This window comes from Frigoribacterium faeni, assembly GCF_011761235.1.
Classification (GTDB): Bacteria; Actinomycetota; Actinomycetes; order Actinomycetales; family Microbacteriaceae; genus Frigoribacterium; species Frigoribacterium faeni_A.
Genome location: NZ_JAAOYW010000001.1, coordinates 359076 through 378422, shown reverse-complemented (window position 1 = coordinate 378422; position 19347 = coordinate 359076). Strand labels below are relative to the sequence as shown.

17 protein-coding genes are annotated in these 19347 nt (G+C 73.1%); 14 read left to right on the top strand and 3 right to left on the bottom strand.

Annotated features, from left to right (window positions below; genetic code table 11):
• Positions 1-20 precede the first annotated feature (20 nt).
• Positions 21-788, top strand: a complete 768-nt coding sequence (recO, locus tag FHR78_RS01725; protein WP_166758788.1) for a DNA repair protein RecO — start codon at positions 21-23, stop codon at positions 786-788.
• The gene (locus FHR78_RS01720; protein ID WP_166758787.1) at positions 785-1633 is read left to right on the top strand and encodes an isoprenyl transferase; all 849 of its coding nucleotides are present in this window, start codon (positions 785-787) and stop codon (positions 1631-1633) included. Before recO ends, FHR78_RS01720 begins: the two co-directional genes overlap by 4 nt.
• Here the strand turns inward: FHR78_RS01720 and FHR78_RS01715 are convergent.
• Together FHR78_RS01715 and FHR78_RS01710 are read right to left on the bottom strand one after the other, a co-directional pair.
• On the bottom strand, positions 1630-2295 hold the full coding sequence (locus tag FHR78_RS01715; protein WP_166758786.1) for a hypothetical protein: 666 nt from the start codon (positions 2293-2295) through the stop codon (positions 1630-1632). The genes FHR78_RS01720 and FHR78_RS01715 overlap by 4 nt on opposite strands.
• On the bottom strand, positions 2292-3305 hold the full coding sequence (locus FHR78_RS01710) for a LysR family transcriptional regulator (RefSeq protein WP_166758785.1): 1014 nt from the start codon (positions 3303-3305) through the stop codon (positions 2292-2294). The genes FHR78_RS01715 and FHR78_RS01710 overlap by 4 nt, the downstream gene beginning before the upstream one ends.
• Positions 3306-3386: 81 nt before the next feature.
• Between FHR78_RS01710 and FHR78_RS01705 the strand changes: the two genes are divergently transcribed.
• The 5 genes from FHR78_RS01705 to FHR78_RS01685 all read left to right on the top strand — a co-directional run bounded on the left by FHR78_RS01705 (position 3387) and on the right by FHR78_RS01685 (position 8414).
• Entirely contained in the window at positions 3387-4451 is a 1065-nt protein-coding gene (locus FHR78_RS01705; RefSeq protein WP_166758784.1) for an aminotransferase class V-fold PLP-dependent enzyme, read from the top strand.
• A 106-nt stretch (positions 4452-4557) separates the two neighbouring features.
• Positions 4558-5943: a glycine--tRNA ligase gene (locus FHR78_RS01700; RefSeq protein ID WP_166758783.1), complete on the top strand. Its 1386-nt coding sequence runs from the start codon at positions 4558-4560 to the stop codon at positions 5941-5943.
• 634 nt (positions 5944-6577) lie between these two features.
• Positions 6578-7543, top strand: a complete 966-nt coding sequence (locus FHR78_RS01695; protein WP_166758782.1) for a glycyl-tRNA synthetase — start codon at positions 6578-6580, stop codon at positions 7541-7543.
• A complete protein-coding gene (locus FHR78_RS01690; protein ID WP_347878003.1) occupies positions 7540-8244 on the top strand; it encodes a DsbA family oxidoreductase in 705 nt (234 codons plus the stop codon). Before FHR78_RS01695 ends, FHR78_RS01690 begins: the two co-directional genes overlap by 4 nt.
• Entirely contained in the window at positions 8241-8414 is a 174-nt protein-coding gene (locus FHR78_RS01685) for a hypothetical protein (RefSeq protein WP_166758780.1), read from the top strand. Before FHR78_RS01690 ends, FHR78_RS01685 begins: the two co-directional genes overlap by 4 nt.
• On the opposite strand, the gene FHR78_RS01680 is transcribed toward FHR78_RS01685, so the two are convergent.
• Positions 8404-8937, bottom strand: coding sequence for an aminoacyl-tRNA deacylase (locus tag FHR78_RS01680; protein WP_166758779.1), 534 nt, complete (start codon positions 8935-8937; stop codon positions 8404-8406). The genes FHR78_RS01685 and FHR78_RS01680 overlap by 11 nt on opposite strands.
• Before the next feature lie 15 nt (positions 8938-8952).
• On the opposite strand from FHR78_RS01680, the gene dusB reads away from it, so the two are divergent.
• From dusB to FHR78_RS01645, 7 genes are all read left to right on the top strand, one after another.
• The gene (gene dusB / locus FHR78_RS01675; RefSeq protein ID WP_166758778.1) at positions 8953-10110 is read left to right on the top strand and encodes a tRNA dihydrouridine synthase DusB; all 1158 of its coding nucleotides are present in this window, start codon (positions 8953-8955) and stop codon (positions 10108-10110) included.
• A gap of 74 nt (positions 10111-10184) precedes the next feature.
• Complete coding sequence (locus FHR78_RS01670) at positions 10185-11456, top strand: deoxyguanosinetriphosphate triphosphohydrolase (protein ID WP_166758777.1); 1272 nt, start codon at positions 10185-10187, stop codon at positions 11454-11456.
• Between the two features lie 190 nt (positions 11457-11646).
• Positions 11647-13554, top strand: coding sequence for a DNA primase (dnaG, locus tag FHR78_RS01665; RefSeq protein ID WP_166758776.1), 1908 nt, complete (start codon positions 11647-11649; stop codon positions 13552-13554).
• Positions 13555-13741: 187 nt separating this feature from the next.
• Entirely contained in the window at positions 13742-15367 is a 1626-nt protein-coding gene (locus FHR78_RS01660; RefSeq protein ID WP_166758775.1) for an ABC transporter substrate-binding protein, read from the top strand.
• Positions 15368-15493: 126 nt separating this feature from the next.
• Positions 15494-16570 carry an ABC transporter permease gene (locus tag FHR78_RS01655; RefSeq protein ID WP_347878082.1) on the top strand — a complete coding sequence of 359 codons (1077 nt, stop codon included), beginning with the start codon at positions 15494-15496 and terminating at the stop codon, positions 16568-16570.
• 2 nt (positions 16571-16572) lie between these two features.
• Entirely contained in the window at positions 16573-17610 is a 1038-nt protein-coding gene (locus FHR78_RS01650) for an ABC transporter permease subunit (protein ID WP_166758774.1), read from the top strand.
• On the top strand, positions 17607-19346 hold the full coding sequence (locus FHR78_RS01645) for an ABC transporter ATP-binding protein (RefSeq protein ID WP_166758773.1): 1740 nt from the start codon (positions 17607-17609) through the stop codon (positions 19344-19346). Before FHR78_RS01650 ends, FHR78_RS01645 begins: the two co-directional genes overlap by 4 nt.
• Position 19347 lies beyond the last annotated feature (1 nt).

Below are 19347 nucleotides of genomic sequence, written 5' to 3'. Positions count from 1 at the left end.
ACGCGTGGGATCATGGGCAGGTGCCCGTCTACCGTGATGAATGCGTCGTGCTGCGCACCCACAAGCTGGGTGAGGCCGATCGCATCCTCACGATGCTCAGTCGCCAGCACGGCAAGATCCGCGCCGTGGCCAAGGGGGTCCGCCGCACCGGCTCGAAGTTCGGCTCCCGGCTCGAGCCGATGATGGTCGCCGACGTGCAGCTCTGGGAGGGACGGTCGCTCGACGTCGTCACGCAGGCGGAGTCCCTGGGTTCCTACGGCGCCCTGATCGCGGCCGACTACGCGAGCTACACCGCCGGCAGCGTCATGGTCGAGACGGCCGACAAGCTGACCGACGCCGAGGCGGGCCTGCAGCAGTACCTCCTGCTCGTCGGTGCGCTCCGGTCGCTGAGCCGTCGCGAGCACGCTCCCCAGCTGACCCTCGACTCCTACCTGCTGCGGGCGCTCAGCATCGCCGGCTGGTCGCCGAGCTTCGGCGACTGCGCCGTCACCGGCGCACCGGGCCCGCACTCGGCGTTCGTCGTCCAGCTCGGGGGAGTGGTGGCCGACTCGCAGGCGCCTCCGGGCGCTCCCCGCCTGGCGCCTCCCGCCCTGGCGCTGCTGTCGGCTCTGCTGACGGGCGACTGGGAGGCGGCGGACGCGGCCCCGGACGCGACGCGCAACCAGGCCAGCGGCGTCGTCGCGGCCTACACGCAGTGGCACCTCGAGCGCGGCCTCAGGTCGCTGCAGCACATCGACCGCGAGCCCGGCCGGGCGCTGCCCGCCGCCTCCAGGGAAGGCACCCCGTGAAGAAGACGCACCGCGACGCCGTCGACTGGCGCCCCGTCGACTGGACGGGCCTGTACCCGCCCGAGCTGCCGCGGGGCGCCGTGCCCGAGCACGTCGCGATCGTCATGGACGGCAACGGCCGGTGGGCCAACGCCCGGGGGCTGTCGCGCGTCGAGGGCCACAAGCGCGGTGAGGCGTCGTTGCTCGACGTCGTCGCGGGCGCCATCCAGCTCGGCGTGAAGCACCTCAGCGTCTACGCGTTCTCGACCGAGAACTGGAAGCGCTCGCCCGACGAGGTCAAGTTCCTGATGGGCTTCAACCGCGACGTCCTGCACCGGCGGCGCGACCAGCTGAACGCCTGGGGCGTTCGCGTCCGCTGGGCGGGCCGCAAGCCGCGCCTGTGGGGGTCGGTGATCAAGGAGCTCCAGTTCGCCGAAGAGCTGACCCGTCACAACGACGTCCTCACCCTGACCATGTGCGTCAACTACGGCGGCCGCACCGAGATCGCCGACGCCGTGCGGGCCATCGCCGACGACGTCGCCGCCGGCCGCCTGAAGCCGTCGGGCGTGACCGAGAAGCTCATCCAGCGGCACCTGTACGCGCCCGAGCTGCCCGACGTCGACCTCTTCGTCCGCAGCTCGGGCGAGCAGCGCACGAGCAACTTCCTGCTGTGGCAGTCGGCGTACGCCGAGATGGTGTTCCTCGACCAGCTCTGGCCCGATTTCACCCGGACCGACCTGTGGGAGGCGGTCGTCACCTACGCACGCCGCTCGCGTCGGTTCGGGGGTGCGGTCGACGCGCCCACCGCCTCCGCGGCTGCCCCCGACCCCGTCGAGGTCGGGTCGGACGGCGGGGGCGTCGCCTAGAACTGGATGTTGGCGCCGAGGAAGATGCGCTCGGCCGGCCAGAGGAACTGCAGCGTCAGCGGGCCGTCGGCAGGACGGTGGAACCACGCGTTCGCGAAGACCGCGGACTCGCCCGGCAGCAGGTACCAGGTCGTCGCGTCGGCCGGGAACGCCGACTCGAGGGTGGTCGAGTAGCCGGCGTCGGTCAGCAGGTCCTGCCCGGCGAACACGTCCTGCTGGGCGAGGTCGTTGCCGTACGCGGAGTAGTCGGCGCTGAGGTCGGTCAGGTCGAGCCGGCGCTGCGAGTTGTTCGCGAGCACGTAGGCCGTGGCCTCTACGGTGGTGCCGGCCGGGTACGGGTCGGTGCCGTCGGGGCGGGCGTAGATGGACGGTGCCGACGTGGTGAGCGTGCCGACGCTGTAGACGTAGATCGTCAGGTCCTTGTAGTTGACCTGGTTCAGCAGCGTGCCGCCCGGCGCGAGCTCGTCGGGCGACGAGCCGCCGGTGCCGGGGGCGCCGGTGACCTGCGGCTGCGGTGCCTGGGTCGCGCCGCCCGCCTGGCCGGAGCCCGACCCGGACCCGGCGCCGTCGACGGGCTCGAGGGTCGTCAGGTCGGGGAAGCAGGCGGTCACGCCCACCAGCACGACGGCGGCGAGGCCGGCGACGGTCAGTCGTCTTCTCACGGAGCAGGCACCTTCCTGGACGGTCCGGTCAGCCTAGCCGGGCCCGCCGACACGGCCTCGGCCCCGGCGGCCTCGAGCCCGGCCGTCTCGAGACCGTGGCGACCGGGGTCGACCGCCGCCACCGCCTCCGTCAGCACCCGGATGCTCGGCACGCGGCGCGCGCCGCGACGGTGCGCGACGCCGATCACGCGCGCGACGGCCGGGGGCAGCGTGACGACGCGCACCTCGGCGGGGATCGCCGCCGACTGCAGCGACAGCCCCGGCAGCAGCGCGATGCCGAGGCCCGCGGCGACGAGACCGAGCACGGCGAGCGCGTTGTCGGTCTCGAGGACGACGTCGGGCTCGAAGTCGGCGGCGGCGCACGTGGTCAGCAGATGGCCCCGGCAGCGAGGGCAGCCGCCGATCCAGCGCTCGGCGCGGAGGCCGGCGAAGTCGTCGCCCTCGACGAAGGGGTGCTCGCGCGGCAGCACGAGCACGGTCCGGTCGACGAACAGCGAGCGCTCCCGCAGCTGGCTCGGCACGCGTTCCTGGTCGTGCGCCGGGCGACCGGCGTGCCGGAAGACGACGGCCGCGTCGACCGCGCCGTCGCGCAGCAGCAGGAGCGCCTCGGGCGGCTCGGCCTCCACGTAGTCGACCTGCAGCCCGGGGTGGCTGGCGCGCAGCTGCGACAGCACGTCGGGCACGAGGGTCGAGGAGGCGCTGGGGAAGCCCGCGAGCCGCACCCTTCCCGAGGCGGCGCCGCCCAGGTGGTCGAGCTCCTGGCGGGCGGCGTCGAGGGCGGCCTGCACGTGGACCGCGTGCTCGGCCAGGCGTCGGCCGGCCTCGGTCAGCTCGACCCCGCGCCCGGCGCGCAGCAGGAGGGGGTGGCCCACCCGTGCCTCGGCCCGTCGCAGGTGCTGGCTGAGGGCGGGCTGGCTGTAGCCGAGCTCGGCGGCGGCCGCGGTGACCGTCCCGGTGTCGGCGACCGCGCGGACGATGCGCAGCGTGAGCAGATCGAGGTCGTCGGTCATCCCGGAACCATAACCCGCGGTTATGGCTCCGGTCACCAGCCTGGTCTTGTCGATCGGGCGACCCGCGCCCACGCTGGGTGGATGGACCTCACGAGCCCGAGCCTGACCGTCGCCGAGGTCGCCGCCCGCTTCGCGCCCGCCACCGGCTACCTGGCCGCGTGCACGATGGGCCTGCCCCTGGCCGAGACCCTTTCCGCGCAGCGCGACGACCTCGACCGGTGGGCCACCGGGTCCCGGTCGCCGGTCGACTACGGCGACGTGGTCGAGCAGGCGCGGGCGTCGTACGCGAGGCTCGTCGGCGTGCCCGCGTCACGCGTCGCGGTCGGGTCGCAGACGTCGGCGATGATGGCCGTGGTCGCCGCCGCCGCACCCGACGGGGCCGAGGTCGTCTGCGTCGACGGCGACTTCAGCTCGGTCGTGTTCCCGTTCCTGCAGCAGGCGCACCGCGGCGTGACGGTGCGCAGCGTGCCGGTGGACGAGCTCGCCGGGGCGCTCGGCCCCTCGACGTGGTGCGTGGCCTGGTCCGCGGTGCAGTCGGCCACCGGGGTCGTGGCCGACGACGCCGGCGTGCGCGCGGCCGCGGCGGCGCACGGGGCGTTGACCGTCTGCGACGTGACGCAGGCGGCCGGTGTCCTGCCGGTCGACGCCTCCCTCTGGGACGTCTCGGTCGGGCACGCCTACAAGTGGCTCTGCTGCCCCCGGGGCGCGGCCTTCATGACCCTCTCCGACCGTGCCCTGGCCGAGCTGCGTCCGGTCCAGGCCGGCTGGTACGCGGGGCGGTCCGTCTGGGCGTCGTGCTACGGGCCCGCGATGGACCTCGCCGGCGACGCCCGCGCCTTCGATGTGTCGCCCGCGTGGCCCGTGTGGCCCGGCGCGGCCGCGGCGCTCGACACCTTCTCCCGACTCGACCCCGCCGACACCTGGGCCCACGCCTCCGGCCTCGGCGACGAGCTCTGTCGTCGGCTCGACCTGCCGCCGCAGGGGCAGGCCGTCGTGACGTGGGCCGACGCCGACGGCGCCGCCGCCGCGGCGATGAGCCGTGCCGGCCTGACCGTGTCGGCGCGGGCCGGTCGCGTGCGCGTGGCGTTCCACCTCTGGAACACGAGCGAGGACGTGGAGGCGGTGGCCGCCTCCGCGGGTCGCTGACCCCGAGAGCACGGCCGGGGCGGCGGGCCGCGGCGGCGCGGCTAGAGTTGCCGGGTACCTCGACCGCCGGGCCCCGGGCCCGGACCGACTCCCAGGAGCACACCACGTGGCAGCACCCAACCGTCTCGATTCCGTCATCGCCCTGGCCAAGCGCCGAGGGTTCGTCTTCCAGTCGGGCGAGATCTACGGCGGGTCCCGGTCGGCCTGGGACTACGGTCCCCTCGGCGTCGCGCTGAAGGAGAACATCAAGCGCCAGTGGTGGCAGACCATGGTGCAGGGCCGGGACGACGTCGTGGGCCTCGACTCCGCCGTCATCCTGCCCCGCCAGGTGTGGGAGGCGTCCGGGCACGTCGAGGTGTTCAGCGACCCGCTCGTCGAGTCGCTGCACACGCACAAGCGCTACCGTGCCGACCACCTGCTCGAGGCGTACGAGGCCAAGCACGGCCACCCGCCGGAGAACGGCCTCGCCGACGTGCGCGATCCCGAGACCGGCCAGCCGGGCTCGTGGACCGAGCCGCAGAACTTCTCGGGCCTGCTCAAGACGTTCCTGGGCCCCGTCGACAACGAACAGGGCATGGCGTACCTGCGGCCCGAGACGGCGCAGGGCATCTTCACGAACTTCGACAACATCCTGCAGTCGTCACGCATCAAGCCCCCGTTCGGCATCGGCCAGATCGGCAAGAGCTTCCGCAACGAGATCACGCCCGGCAACTTCATCTTCCGCACCCGCGAGTTCGAGCAGATGGAGATGGAGTTCTTCGTCGAGCCCGGCACCGACGAAGAGTGGCACCAGTACTGGATCGACGCGCGCCTGCAGTGGTACGTCGACCTCGGCATCGACCCCGAGAACCTGCGCCTCTACGAGCACGCGGCCGAGAAGCTGTCGCACTACTCCAAGCGCACCGTCGACATCGAGTACCGCTTCCGGTTCGCGGGCGGCGAGTTCGGCGAGCTCGAGGGCATCGCGAACCGCACCGACTACGACCTCAAGACCCACGCGGCCGCGTCCGGCAAGGACCTCTCGTACTTCGACCAGGCCAAGAACGAGCGCTGGACGCCCTACGTGATCGAGCCCGCCGCGGGCCTCACCCGGTCGCTCATGGCGTTCCTCGTCGACGCCTACACGGAGGACGAGGCGCCCAACGCCAAGGGCGGGGTCGACAAGCGGACCGTGCTCAAGCTCGACCGCCGACTCGCTCCCATCAAGGTCGCCGTGCTCCCGCTGAGCCGCAACGAGCAGCTGTCGCCGCTCGCCCGCGGCCTGGCCGCCGATCTGCGCAAGTACTGGAACATCGACTTCGACGACGCCGGCGCCATCGGCCGCCGGTACCGCCGACAGGACGAGATCGGCACGCCGTTCTGCGTCACCGTCGACTTCGACTCGCTCGAGGACGACGCCGTGACCGTGCGCGAGCGCGACACCATGGCGCAGGAGCGCATGCCGCTCTCCGCGCTGCGCGGCTACCTCGCCGAGCAGCTGCTCGGGGCGTAGACGTTCAGGGGCCGGTGCCGAGCACCGGCGTCTGCCGCAGGGCCCGGTGCCGAGCACCGGGCCCTGCTGCTGTCTTCGCTCGAGCTCGTGCGCGTGCGCGTGCGCGAGCGCGTGCGCCGCTCGCCGCGTCCTGCGCCTCTCGTCGCCTCCCGCGCTTGCTCGGCGGCGCCTCCCGTCGTCGGCAACTCCTGACGGGTGTGCCGACCGTTCCGCGGCGGGCTGGTGGGCGCCTCCTCGGGGCTGCGTCGTGCAGGAGTTGCCGACGCCCGGGCGGCGCGTGCCCGGCCGCGCGTCCCGACGCGTGCCCGGCGGCGCGTCCCGGCGCGTGCTCGGCCGCGCGTCCTGACGTCTGCCCGGCGGCGCGTCAGGGCGTCGGCAACTCCTCACGGGTGCCCGACGCGGGGGAGGGGACGCCGTCGTCGACCCGCGGCGGTGGCACCCGTCAGGAGTTGCCGACCGGAGGGAGCGGGCGGGACCGGGAGGCGGACGCAGCCGACGACGCACGTCGCCGACGCGCCCCCGGGGCGGCGGGGCGCGGCGGATGCCTCCTCCCCAGGCGCCCCGCCGCCTCGGGCCCTCCCCAGCGGGTGGCCAGGTCGCGGCACGCCCGCGGCCGGTCGGCCACGCTCGGGGCATGACGACGATCGGCGACCTGGTGTCAGGGGCAGGCGGGCTGCTGCACAAGCGGGACCTCGTGGCCCTCGGCGCGACCGACCGGCACCTGACCGTCGCAGTCCGTGCGGGCCGGGTGCGGCGTCCGCGCCGGGGCTGGTACTCGACGTGGCCGCCGGACGACCCCCGCTTCGTTGCCGTCGCCGTCGGCGGGCGGCTGACCGGGGCGTCGGCCCTGCACCGGCTCGGGGCGTGGTCGTGGTCGCGGTGGCCTCCGCCGGTGGTCGTCTCGGTGCCGCGCACGGCGTCGAGGCTGCGTCGTCGGCTCGGGGTCCGCGTCGTGTGGGACGGGCCCGACGTGGCCGAGCGCGGGGGAGCGGCCACGGTGGACCCGCGGGACGCCCTCGCCCGCGCGGTCGTCGAGGCCGGTGATCTCGAGGAGGCGGTCGTCCTCGCCGACTGGGCCCGCTCCGAGGGGCTCATCACCGAGGACGACGACCGTGCCGTGCTCGGCCGGCACCGTGCCGACGCCGCCTGGCTGGCCGACTGGAGCGACCCCGGAGCCCAGAGCATCCTCGAGAGCGCGGCGGGCACCCGCCTGCGCCTGGCTGGGCACGTCGTCGTGCGCCAGGTCGTCGTCGGCCCGCGCGGGGAGGCCGTCGACCACGTCGTCGACGGCATGGCGTCGCTGGAGACCGACGGCCGGGAGCACCACGCCGACCACTTCGAGCGCGACCGCCGCAAGGACCTGCTCACGATCGCCTGCGGGTACGTCCCGTGCCGCGTCAGCTACCGGCAGGTCCGCGACCGGTGGCGCGACGTCGAGGAGGCGGTCGTCGCGCTCGTGGAGCTGGCCGGCGGTCCGCGCGCGGCTCGCTCGCCGGCGTCGCCCCTGCCCCGGGTGCTCGGGCCGCGGGGCAGGCGGCGATGGCGGCTCGGCGGCCCGCCGGGAATGCCGCCGGGGGCGCGGGACTTGGCCCTGTCGTGACCGACCCGACCACCGCCTCCGCCCCGTCCGCCGCCCCGATCAAGATCGACGTGTGGAGCGACATCGCCTGCCCGTGGTGCTACATCGGCAAGCGCAAGTTCGAGGACGCCGCGTCGCGCTTCGACGGCGAGGTCGAGGTCGAGTACCACTCGTTCGAGCTGTCGCCCGACACCCCGGTCGACTTCGAGGGCGACGAGGTCGACTTCCTGTCGAGGCACAAGGGCATGCCCGCCGACCAGGTGCGGGGCATGCTCGACCAGGTCACCGGCATCGCCGCCGAGGTGGGGCTCGCCTACGACTTCGGCTCGCTGCACCACACGAACACGGTGCTGGCGCACCAGCTGCTGCACTTCGCCAAGGCCCGCGGCCTGCAGCTCGAGATGACCGAGCGCCTGCTCGCCGCCTACTTCGTCGAGGGGCGGCACGTCGGCCGGGTCGCGGACCTGGCCGAGCTGGCCGCGGAGGTCGGGCTCGACCACGACGAGGTCGTCGAGGCGCTCGAGAGCGACCGCTACCTCTCCGACGTCCGGGCCGACCAGCAGCAGGCGCAGGCCTTCGGCATCACCGGCGTGCCCTTCTTCGTGCTCGAGGGCAAGTACGGCATCTCGGGCGCCCAGGCGCCGGAGGCGTTCCTGGCCGCGCTCGAGCAGGTGCGCTCCGAGCTCGCCGCGTCCGCCGCTCCGGCAGGGGGAGACCGGTGAGCGGCTTCTCGATGCTGGGCGATGCGGACGCGCTCGCCTGCGAGGGCGACTCCTGCCTGCTGCCCGGCCTCGCCGACCCGGCGGGGGCCCAGCTCGCCGAGGCGCCCGACCCCGAGGAGGCGCGGGCGCGGCAGGCGCCGGCAGCCCAGGAGGCGCGGGTCAGTCGCTGATGTCCGCCACGGTCGCGTCGTACGCGGCCACGAGGTCGTCGGCCTCGACGAAGGCGCTCAGCCCGTGCCCGCCCGCGCCCATCGCGACGCGGCGGCCGACGATGCGCTCGTCGACCACGACGGGCCAGGCCGTCGTGCTGCCGACGGGCGTGATCGTGCCCCGTTCGTACCCCGTGGCCTCGAGCGCGACGTCGGCGCTGGGCAGGGACAACTTGTTGACGCCGACGACGGCGCGCAGCTTCTTCCAGGAGATCTGCCGGTCGCCCGGCACGAGCGCGAAGAGGAACGAGCCGTCGTGCCGCTTCACGACGAGGCTCTTGACCACGGACGACGCCTCGACGCCGAGCAGCGCGGCCGCCGCCTCGAGGCTGTCCGCCGCGGGGCGTCCGACGACCTCGACGGCGAGCCCGCGCGCGGAGGCGTCGGCGAGGAGGCGCGCGGTGCCTCGTCCCTGCACCTCGCCCTCGTCCGCGGAGTCGTCCACAGGCGGGCCGGCAGGGTCTGACGAGGGCGCGTCGCTCATGGGAGAATCGTACCGATGACCACCACCACACTGCCCTCCCGCGGCCTCTCGATCGGCCCGATCGACGTCGCGTCGCCCGTCGTGCTCGCGCCCATGGCCGGCATCACGAACACGGCGTACCGGCGGCTGTGCCGAGAGCACGGCGCCGGGCTCTACGTCAGCGAGATGATCACCAGCCGCGCCCTCGTCGAGCGCACTCCCGAGTCGATGCGCCTCATCACGCACCACGAGAGCGAGACCCCGCGCAGCATCCAGCTCTACGGCGTCGAGCCGAACACGGTGGCCGAGGCGGTCACCATGCTCGTGGCCGAGGACCGCGCCGACCACATCGACCTGAACTTCGGCTGCCCCGTGGCGAAGGTCACGCGCCGCGGCGGGGGCGCCGCCCTGCCCTGGAAGATAGGGCTGTTCCGCGAGATCGTGGAGCGCGCCGTCGCGGCTGCCGGCGACGTCCCGCTGACCGTCAAGATGCGCAAGGGCATCGACGACGACCACCTCACGTACCTCGAGGCCGGCCGGGCGGCCGAGGGGGCAGGCGTCGCGAGCGTCGCCCTGCACGCCCGCACCGCCTCCGAGTACTACTCGGGCCAGGCCGACTGGTCGGCCATCGAGAAGCTGAAGCAGACCGTCACGAGCGTTCCCGTGCTCGGCAACGGCGACATCTGGTCGGCCGCCGACGCGCTGCGCATGGTCGACGAGACTGGCTGCGACGGGGTCGTCGTGGGTCGCGGCTGCCTCGGGCGGCCGTGGCTGTTCGGCGACCTGGCGGCCGCGTTCCGCGGCGAGGAGCAGAAGGCCGAGCCCGCGCTGGGCGAGGTGGCCGCGGCGTTCCGCCGCCACGCCGAGCTCCTGGTCGAGTTCTACGACGGCGACGAGCCGCACGCCTGCCGGGACATCCGCAAGCACGTCGCGTGGTACTTCAAGGGCTACCCCGTGGGCGGCGACACCCGGGCCGCGCTGGCCGCGGTCGAGTCGCTGCAGCAGATGGACGACCTCCTCGCCACCCTCGACGCCGAGCAGCCCTATCCCGGCGACGCGGCCGAGGGCCCGCGCGGCCGCGCCGGCAGCCCCAAGCGCCCGTCGCTGCCCGACCGCTGGCTCGAGAGCCGCGAGCTCGACGAGGCGTTCCGCGGCGAGCTCGTCGCGGCCGAGCTGCACCACAGCGGCGGCTGAGCGGTGCCCGTCCCGCCCTCCGTGCGCCGCACCTCCCCGATCTCGTCCGTCCCCGCCATCCCGAGAGGCCCCCGGTGACCACTGCCTCCCTGCAGGGCGTCGGCGTCGACTACGCCCCCGCCGACTCCGAGCGCTGGCTGCCCGAGCAGCACTCGAACCGGCGCAGCGACTTCGCCCGCGACCGGGCGCGGCTGCTGCACTCCAGCGCGCTGCGGCGCCTCGCCGCGAAGACGCAGGTGCTGAGCCCCACCGCCGGGCTCGACTTCGCCCGCAACCGGCTCACGCACTCGCTCGAGGTCGCGCAGGTGGGCCGCGAGCTGGCCACGAGCCTCGGCCTCGACCCCGACGTCGTCGACACCGCCTGCCTGGCCCACGACCTGGGCCACCCGCCCTTCGGGCACAACGGCGAACGGGCGCTGAACGAGTGGGCCGCCGGCATCGGCGGCTTCGAGGGCAACGCGCAGACCCTGCGCCTGCTCACCCGCATCGAGCCGAAGGTGATCGACGCCACCGGTCGCAGCTTCGGGCTGAACCTGACCCGGGCGAGCCTCGACGCCAGCTGCAAGTACCCCTGGCCGGCCGCGCAGGGCGTGCCCGACCCGGGCGGGCGCATGAAGTTCGGCTTCTACGACGACGACACGGCCGCCTTCGAGTGGCTGCGTGCCGGCGCTCCCCGCCGACGGCGCTGCATCGAGGCGCAGGTGATGGACCTCAGCGACGACATCGCGTACTCGGTCCACGACTTCGAGGACGCGGTCGTCAACGGCTACGTCGACGTCTCGAGCCTCGGATCGCTCGACGGCCACGAGGCCCTCGTCACCGCGATGCACGCGTGGGTCGGGGGCGAGCTGAGCCGCGACGAGCTGGTCGAGGCCTTCGAGCGCCTGCGTCGGCAGCCGTTCTGGCTGCGGTCGTACGACGGCGGCCGGCTCGACCAGGCGCGCCTGAAGAACCTGACGAGCCAGCTCATCGGCCGCTTCGCGGGCTCCGCCACGCAGTCCACGCGCGAGTCGTACGCCGAGCAGTCGCTCATCCGCTTCAGCGCCAGCATGGTCATCTCGCCCGACGTCATCGGCGAGATCGCCGTGCTCAAGGGCATCACGGCGGCCTTCGTGATGACCCAGGGGCACCGTCAGCCCATCTACGAGCGACAGCGCGAGGTGCTCACCACGCTCGCCGACGCCCTGTGGCAGGCCGGCGACTCCGAGCTCGACCCCGGCTTCGCCGCCGACTGGGCCGTCGCCGACGACGACGCCGGCCGGAGGCGCGTGGTCGTCGACCAGGTCGCGTCCCTGACCGACCAGAGCGCCGTGGCCTGGCACGACCGCCTCGTCGGCGCCCGATGACGACGTCCACGTCCACGTCCACGTCCACGTTCGCGTCCGCGTCTGCGTCCGCCCCGGCGTCCGCGTCCCCGGCACTCCGCCGGAGCCGGGGCTGGCGCCCGAGCCGGAGCCGGCGCCTGAGCCGCAGCCCGCGTCCAGCCCGTTCGCTCGGTCGGGGCGCCCTGTCGGGGGCCCGACCTAGGATCGTGCCGTGCCCGGCCTGATCAGACGCGACGACATCGACGAGGTGCGGTCGCGCACGAACATCGCCGACGTCGTCGGCGACCACGTGACGCTCAAGGGCGCCGGCGTCGGCTCGCTGAAGGGCCTCTGCCCGTTCCACGACGAGCGCAGCCCCAGCTTCCACGTGCGGCCCCAGGTCGGCCGGTACCACTGCTTCGGCTGTGGCGAGGACGGCGACGTCTACAGCTTCGTCATGAAGACCGACCACACGACCTTCCAGGAGGCGGTGGAACGGCTTGCGGGCCGCATCGGCTTCACCCTCCGCTACGAGGACGGCGGGCAGGCGAGCGACCACGGCGGCCGGGCCCGGCTCATCGCAGCGAACGAGGCGGCCCGAGAGTTCTTCGTCGAGCACCTCACGGCGGCCGACGCCGAGCCCGCGCGACGGTTCCTCGGCGAGCGGGGCTTCGACCCCGCCGCGGCGCAGCGCTTCGGCGTGGGCTTCGCGCCCAAGTCGTTCGACGCCCTGCGCTCGCACCTCAAGACCGCCGGGTTCACCGACGACGAGCTGGTGACGGCGGGGCTGCTCAGCCAGGGCGACCGCAGCCCCTACGACCGGTTCCGCGGCCGGCTCGTCTGGCCCATCCGCGACGTGACGGGCTCCACCATCGGCTTCGGCGCGCGACGACTGCTCGACGACGACAAGGGGCCGAAGTACCTCAACACCCCCGAGACGCCGATCTACCACAAGTCGCAGGTGCTCTACGGCCTCGACCTCGCCCGGCGGGACATCGCCAAGGGCAAGCAGGTCGTCATCGTCGAGGGCTACACCGACGTCATGGCGTGCCACCTCGCAGGGGTGACGACGGCGGTCGCGACCTGCGGCACGTCGTTCGGGGTCGACCACATCAAGCTGCTGCGGCCCATGCTGGGCGACGTCGGGGGAGCCGACACGTCCACCGGCGGCGAGGTCGTCTTCACCTTCGACCCGGACGAGGCCGGGCAGCGGGCGGCGTCGCGGGCCTTCGCCGAGGAGGGCCGCTTCTCGGCGCAGACCTTCGTCGCCGTCGCGCCCGACGGCCTCGACCCGTGCGACCTGCGGCTCAACCGCGGCGACGACGCGGTGCGGCGCCTGGTCGACACGAAGCGCCCCATGTTCGAGTTCATGATCAAGCGGGTGCTCGACGCCTACGACCTCGAGACCGTGGAGGGGCGGGTCGGCGCCCTGCGCGCGGCGGCACCCGTCGTGGCGGGCATCCGCGACCGCTCGACGACCCAGGGCTACGTGCGCAGCGTCGCGGGCTGGCTGGGGCTCGACCCGTCCGAGGTCGCGACCGCCGTCGACGACGCGAGGCGCGCCTCCTCGGCCGTGGCGGCGGCGCCGCGGGCCCTGCCGGCCAACGCGTCCGAGGGCCGCCAGTCGATCACGAGCCTGCCCCCGCTGCCGGAGGAGCCGGCCGGGCCGAGCCTGATGACGCTGCCGGCCGACCTCACGACGCGAACCGAGCGGGACGCCGTCATGGCGATGCTGCAGCACCCCGACGCGGTCGGCTTCGACCTGCTGCGCCGGGCCGTGCAGGCCCGCCTCGAGACGTCGTCGCTCGCCGTCGTCCGCGACGCCATCGGGGCGAGCCTCGACCGGTTCGGCGACGCCGCGTGGCTCGACGTCGTGCTCGGCCAGACCCCGTCGCCGTTCGACGGGCTCGCGAAGGAGCTCGCGGTCGCCCCGATCCCCGAGCGCCCCGACCGCGACATCACGACCTACTGCCGCGGCATCGTCGTGTCGATCGTCGAGCGCGACCTCATCCGGGAGAAGAACGAGGTCATGGGCCGGTCGTTCCGCACGGACGTCAAGACCGATCCCGACACGTGGCGCGAGATCCAGGTGCGACTGGCCGAGCTCGAGGCCGAGCGGCGGGCCCTGACGGCCGAGTGACCGGGCGGGCCCCGGCGGGCCGGGACGGTCGACGACCAGGTGGCAAACTTCGTTGCGACTTTGTAAACGATGCCGTCTCAGCTGCGACTGAGCGGCGTCTGTGTGTTACCAATAGCTACCCCCGTGCACTGTCGCACCCACAGCTGCGGCCTCGGGGTCCCTGCACACAGAGAAAGAGGCAACCGGAATGACATCCGACTCCAGGCTCAACCGACGCGTCCTCGCCGTCATGGGGGGAGCAGCCGCGACGGCTCTCGTCCTGGCCGGCTGCGCGTCCGGCGGCGACGCGGCCGACGACGCGCTCAACGGCATCAGCGTCGGCACCACCGACGTCATCACCTCGCTCGACCCCGCCGGGTCGTACGACAACGGCTCGTTCGCGGTGCAGAACCAGGTCTTCGGGTTCCTCATGAACTCGCCCTACGGCAGCCCGGACGTCGAGCCCGACCTCGCCGAGTCGGCCGAGTTCACCGACCCGACCACGTACACGGTCACGCTGAAGGACGGGCTGACGTTCGCGAACGGCAACGCGCTCACCTCGAGCGACGTCAAGTTCACCTTCGACCGCCAGCTGGCGATCGCCGACGACAACGGCCCCTCGTCGCTGCTCGGCAACCTGGCCAGCACCGAGGCCCCCGACGACAAGACGGTCGTCTTCACGCTCAAGGGCGCCGACCAGACCTGGCCGCAGATCCTCTCGAGCCCGGCCGGCCCCATCGTCGACGAGGACGTCTTCTCGGCGACGAGCCTGACCTCGCCCGACGACATCGTCTCGGGCAACGCCTTCTCGGGCCAGTACACGATCACCGACTACTCCGAGAACGAGTCGATCCAGTACGCGGCCAACGACGCGTACGACGGCGTGCTCGGCGCGGCGAAGACCGACTCGGTCACCGCCACGTACTACACGGAGGAGACCGACCTCAAGCTCGCCGTGCAGGAGGGCGACGTCGACGTCGCGAACCGCAGCCTGAGCCCCACCGACCTCGCCGACCTGGCGAAGGACGACTCGCTGACGGTGCACAACGGCCCCGGCGGCGAGACCCGCTACATGGTGTTCAACTTCGACACGATGCCCCACGGCGCGACCCAGCCCGACGCCGACGCGGCCAAGGCCCTCGCCGTGCGCCAGGCCGTGGCCGGCGTCGTCGACCGTGAGGCCCTCGCCAAGGAGGTCTACAACGACACCTACACGCCCCTCTACTCGGTCGTGCCCGACGGCCTGACCGGTGCGACCAAGCCGCTCGAGTCGCTCTACGGCGACGGCGAGGGCGGCCCGGACGTCGACGCGGCCACCTCGACCCTGTCGAGCGCCGGCGTCAGCGTGCCCGTGCAGATCGACCTGCAGTACAGCCCCGACCACTACGGCGCGTCGAGCGACGAGGAGTACGCCCTCATCAAGACGCAGCTCGAGGCGTCCGGCCTGTTCACGGTCAACCTGCAGTCGACCCTGTGGGACACCTACTCGACCGAGCGCCGTCAGGACGCCTACCCGGTGTACCAGCTGGGCTGGTTCCCCGACTTCTCGGACGCCGACAACTACCTGTCGCCGTTCTTCGTGAAGGACAACTTCGTCGGCAACCACTACGACTCGGCGGCCGTCCAGGCCCTCCTGTCGCAGGAGATCGCCGAGGACGACGAGACGGCGCGCACCGCGCTGATCGGCCAGATCCAGGACGCCGTCGCGGCCGACCTGCCGACGCTGCCGCTGCTCCAGGGCACGCAGATCGTGGTCTCGGCCAGCGACGTCCAGGGCGTCGACGACACGCTCGACCCGTCGTTCAAGTTCCGCTACGGGGCGCTCAGCCGCTAGTCGGCCCGACCGCCGCCACGCGGCACGACGAGGGGTGCTCCGCCCACGGGCGGGGCACCTCCTCGTGTCCGCTCCTCGCACCACCCAGAAAGGCACATCGACGTGACAGTGCTCACCGGCGACCAGATCGCCCCCGAGCCGCCCGCCCCGGCAGCCCCCCGACGACGACGCTCCGGCGGCGGCGGCGGGCTCGGTCGCTACCTGGTCGTCCGGGCCCTGCTCATCATCCCCACCGTGTTCATCCTCGTCACGTTGGTGTTCTTCCTGATGCGCGTGGTCGGCAACCCGATCACGGCGTCGGTGGGCGACCGCCTCACGGAGGCGCAGCTCGCCGAGCGCCTCGCCGCGGCCGGCTACGACCGCCCGATCATCGTCCAGTACCTCGAGTACCTCGGGCAGATCGTGCGCCTCGACTTCGGCACGACGGCGACCGACAACCGCGAGATCAGCGACATCATCGTCACGTACGGCGCCGCGACGCTCGAGCTCGTCTTCTACGCGCTGATCGTCGCCCTCGTCATCGGCATCCCGCTCGGCATGCTCGCCGCCTACGTGCGCGACCGCTGGCCCGACGCGGTGCTCCGCATCCTCGCGATCTTCGCCTACGCCACCCCCGTGTTCTTCGCGGGCCTGCTGCTCAAGCTGACCTTCTCGGTCTGGCTGGGCTGGCTGCCGCTCAGCGGCCGGGCCGACACCCGCATCGCGATCGCCCTCGGGCGCATCGAGAACCCGACGGGCATCTACATCCTCGACGCGCTCCGGCTCGGCAACTCGACCATCACGCTCGACGTGCTCAGCCACGCCGTGCTGCCGGCCCTGACACTGGGCCTCCTGACGGCGGGCATCTTCCTCCGCCTCGTGCGCACCAACGTCATCGGCACGCTCGGCAGCGAGTACGTCGACGCGGCCCGGTCGCGCGGCGTCTCCGAGCTGCGGCTCGTCCGCAAGCACGCGCTGAAGCCCGCGCTCATCCCGATCATCACGGTGATGGGCCTGCAGATCGCCATGCTGCTCGGCGGCTCGGTGCTGACCGAGACCACCTTCGGCTGGCGCGGCCTCGGCTTCCAGCTGCAGCAGTACCTGTCGGCGCGCGACTTCGTCGCCGTGCAGGGCATCGTCGCCGTGCTCGCCGTCATCGTCGCCGTCACGAACTTCCTGGTCGACGTCATCGCGGCCCTCATCGACCCGAGAGTGAGGTACTGACCGTGTCGACCACCACCTCCGGCGTCCTGTCCGACCGCCACGAGCCCCTGTGGAAGCGCCTGCCGATCATCGCCCACGTGCGCCGGTCCGTCGGCCTGCAGCGCGGCATGCTCGTCGCCGGCATCGTCATCTGCGTCGCGTTCGTCGTGCTCGCGGTCTTCGCGCCGCTCATCGCCCCGTACGGCTACGGCCAGCTCAGCGACGACGACGGCACCTTCGCCCGCCAGGCCGCGCCGTCGGCCGAGCACCTCTGGGGCACCACGGTCGGCGGCTACGACGTGTTCAGCCGTGTCGTCTGGGGCACCCGCACGGCCATCTCCGTCGTGGTCGTCGCGGTCGTGCTCTCGATCGCGATCGGCGTCGTGCTCGGGCTCGTCTCGGGCTACCTCGGCGGCTGGGTCGACCGCGTGCTCGTCGTCGTCGCCGACGCCGTCTACGCGTTCCCGTCGCTGCTGCTCGCGATCGTCGTCTCGATCGTGATCAGCGGCGGGCAGTCGAGCCTCTGGGGCGGAATCCTCTCGGCCGGCATCTCGATCACGGTCGTGTTCGTGCCGCAGTACTTCCGGGTGGTGCGCGCGGAGGCCGTGCGGCTGAAGTCCGAGGCGTTCGTCGAGTCCGCCAAGGTCGTCGGCAGCAGCACGCCCCGCATCATGTTCAAGCACGTGCTCCGCAACGCGACGCGCAGCCTGCCCCTCATCCTCACCCTGAACGCCTCCGAGGCGATCCTGACGCTGGCGGCCCTCGGGTTCCTCGGCTTCGGCATCGGCCCGACGTCGGCCGCCGAGTGGGGCTACGACCTGAACCGGGCGCTCAGCGACACGGCGAGCGGCATCTGGTGGACGGGAGTGTTCCCCGGCGCGGCCATCGTGCTCATGGTGCTCGGCATCACCCTCGTCGGCGAGAGCCTGAACGACCTGGCCGACCCGCGCCTCCGCACGCGTCGACGTGCCGGACGCAGCAAGGCCGGCCGTCGCGGCGCCGGCAGCACGACGACCACGACGGCGACAACCCCCGTCGACCCGCAGGAGGCGACAGCATGACCGCAGGACCCATGGACCAGGGCGCGTCCCCCGTCCGCCACGCGGCGCACGACGTGCCGCGCGACGAGCGCGACGTGGCCGTCGGCATCACCGACCTGCGCGTGACCTTCGCGACCGACGGCGGCGACGTCCCGGCCGTCCGCGGCGTCACGCTCGACGTCCGGGCGGGCGAGGTCCTCGCCATCGTCGGCGAGTCCGGCAGCGGCAAGTCCGTCACGGCGAAGACGATCCTGCGCCTCCTGCCCGAGACGGCCGTCGCCACGGGCGCGGTCGTGCTCTCGGGCCAGAACGTGCTCGAGATCGGCCGCGGGGCCGTCCGCGAGCTGCGCGGCACCGAGGTCGCCATGGTGTTCCAGGAGCCCTCGACCGCCCTCAACCCCGTCTACACGGTGGGCTGGCAGATCGCGGAGGGCATCCGGGCGCACGGCAAGATCGGACGCAAGGAGGCGCGGGCCAGGGCCGTCGACATCCTGCGGAAGGTGGGCATCCCCGATCCCGAGACCCGCGTCGACTACTACCCGCACCAGTTCTCGGGCGGGCAGAAGCAGCGCGTCGTCATCGCCATGGCGCTCGTGCTCAACCCGTCGGTGATCGTGGCCGACGAGCCGACCACCGCCCTCGACGTCACCGTCCAGGCCGAGATCCTCGACCTGCTGCGTCGCTGCCGGGACGAGTTCGGCACGGCCATCGTGCTCATCACGCACAACATGGGCGTCGTGGCCGACCTCGCCGACCGGGTGGCCGTCATGTACCAGGGCGAGGTCGTCGAGCAGGCGCCCTCCGCGGCGCTCTTCGCGGCGCCCCAGGACGACTACACGAAGCGGCTGCTCGGCAGCGTGCCCGTGCTCGAGCCGCGGGGTGCCCAGGTCCAGGCCGTCGAGGCCGACCGCGACGTCGTCGTCCGGGCCTCGGGGCTCGAGATCGAGTACCCCGGCCGTCTCGGCCGCGGCGGGTTCCGCGCCGTCAAGGGCGTCGACTTCTCGATCGCCAAGGGCGAGGTGCTCGGCCTCGTCGGCGAGAGCGGGTCGGGCAAGACCACCATCGGCCGCGCGATCGCGGGCCTGACGAGGGTCACGGGCGGCTCGCTCGAGGTGCTCGGCGTCGAGATGAACGGCGTGCACGAGCGGGACTTCAAGCCGCTGCGCGCCGACATCGGCTTCGTGTTCCAGGACCCGGCGTCGAGCTTCAACCCGCTGCTCACGATCGCCGAGTGCGTCGCGGAGCCCCTGATCGTGCACGGTCGGGCCGGGGACGCCCGCGCCGCTCGCGGACGGGTCGACGAGCTGATGGAGGCCGTCCAGCTGCCGAAGGCGTTCGGCGACCGCTATCCCCACGAGCTCAGCGGCGGTCAGCGTCAGCGTGCGAGCCTGGCTCGTTCGCTGGCCCTCGAGCCGACCCTGCTCATCGCCGACGAGCCGACGAGCGCGCTCGACGTCTCGGTGCAGGCGCGGGTGCTCGAGCTGTTCCGCGAGCTGCAGACCGACCTCGGCTTCGCGGCGCTGTTCATCAGCCACGACCTCGCCGTCGTGAACATGCTGGCCGACCGCATCGGCGTGCTGTACCACGGCGACCTCGTCGAGAACGGCCCGAACGACCAGGTGCTCGGCGCGCCGGAGCACCCGTACACGCAGCGGCTGCTCGCGTCGCTGCCCGTGCCCGACCCGGCCGAGCAGGCGGCCCGTCGCCGTCGTCTGGCCGAGCTCGACGCGCGCGCCGCGGCGGGCGAGGTAGCGTGAC

Excerpts from the sequence above, each read along its gene's own strand:
- FHR78_RS01660 (WP_166758775.1), top strand. The coding sequence starts at position 13,742 with ATGACATCCGACTCCAGGCTCAACCGACGCGTCCTCGCCGTCATGGGG.
- FHR78_RS01645 (WP_166758773.1), top strand. The coding sequence starts at position 17,607 with ATGACCGCAGGACCCATGGACCAGGGCGCGTCCCCCGTCCGCCACGCG.
- FHR78_RS01680 (WP_166758779.1), bottom strand. The coding sequence starts at position 8,937 with ATGAGCGACGCGCCCTCGTCAGACCCTGCCGGCCCGCCTGTGGACGAC.
- FHR78_RS01705 (WP_166758784.1), top strand. The coding sequence starts at position 3,387 with ATGGACCTCACGAGCCCGAGCCTGACCGTCGCCGAGGTCGCCGCCCGC.
- FHR78_RS01710 (WP_166758785.1), bottom strand. The coding sequence starts at position 3,305 with ATGACCGACGACCTCGATCTGCTCACGCTGCGCATCGTCCGCGCGGTC.
- dusB (WP_166758778.1), top strand. The coding sequence starts at position 8,953 with ATGACCACCACCACACTGCCCTCCCGCGGCCTCTCGATCGGCCCGATC.
- FHR78_RS01695 (WP_166758782.1), top strand. The coding sequence starts at position 6,578 with ATGACGACGATCGGCGACCTGGTGTCAGGGGCAGGCGGGCTGCTGCAC.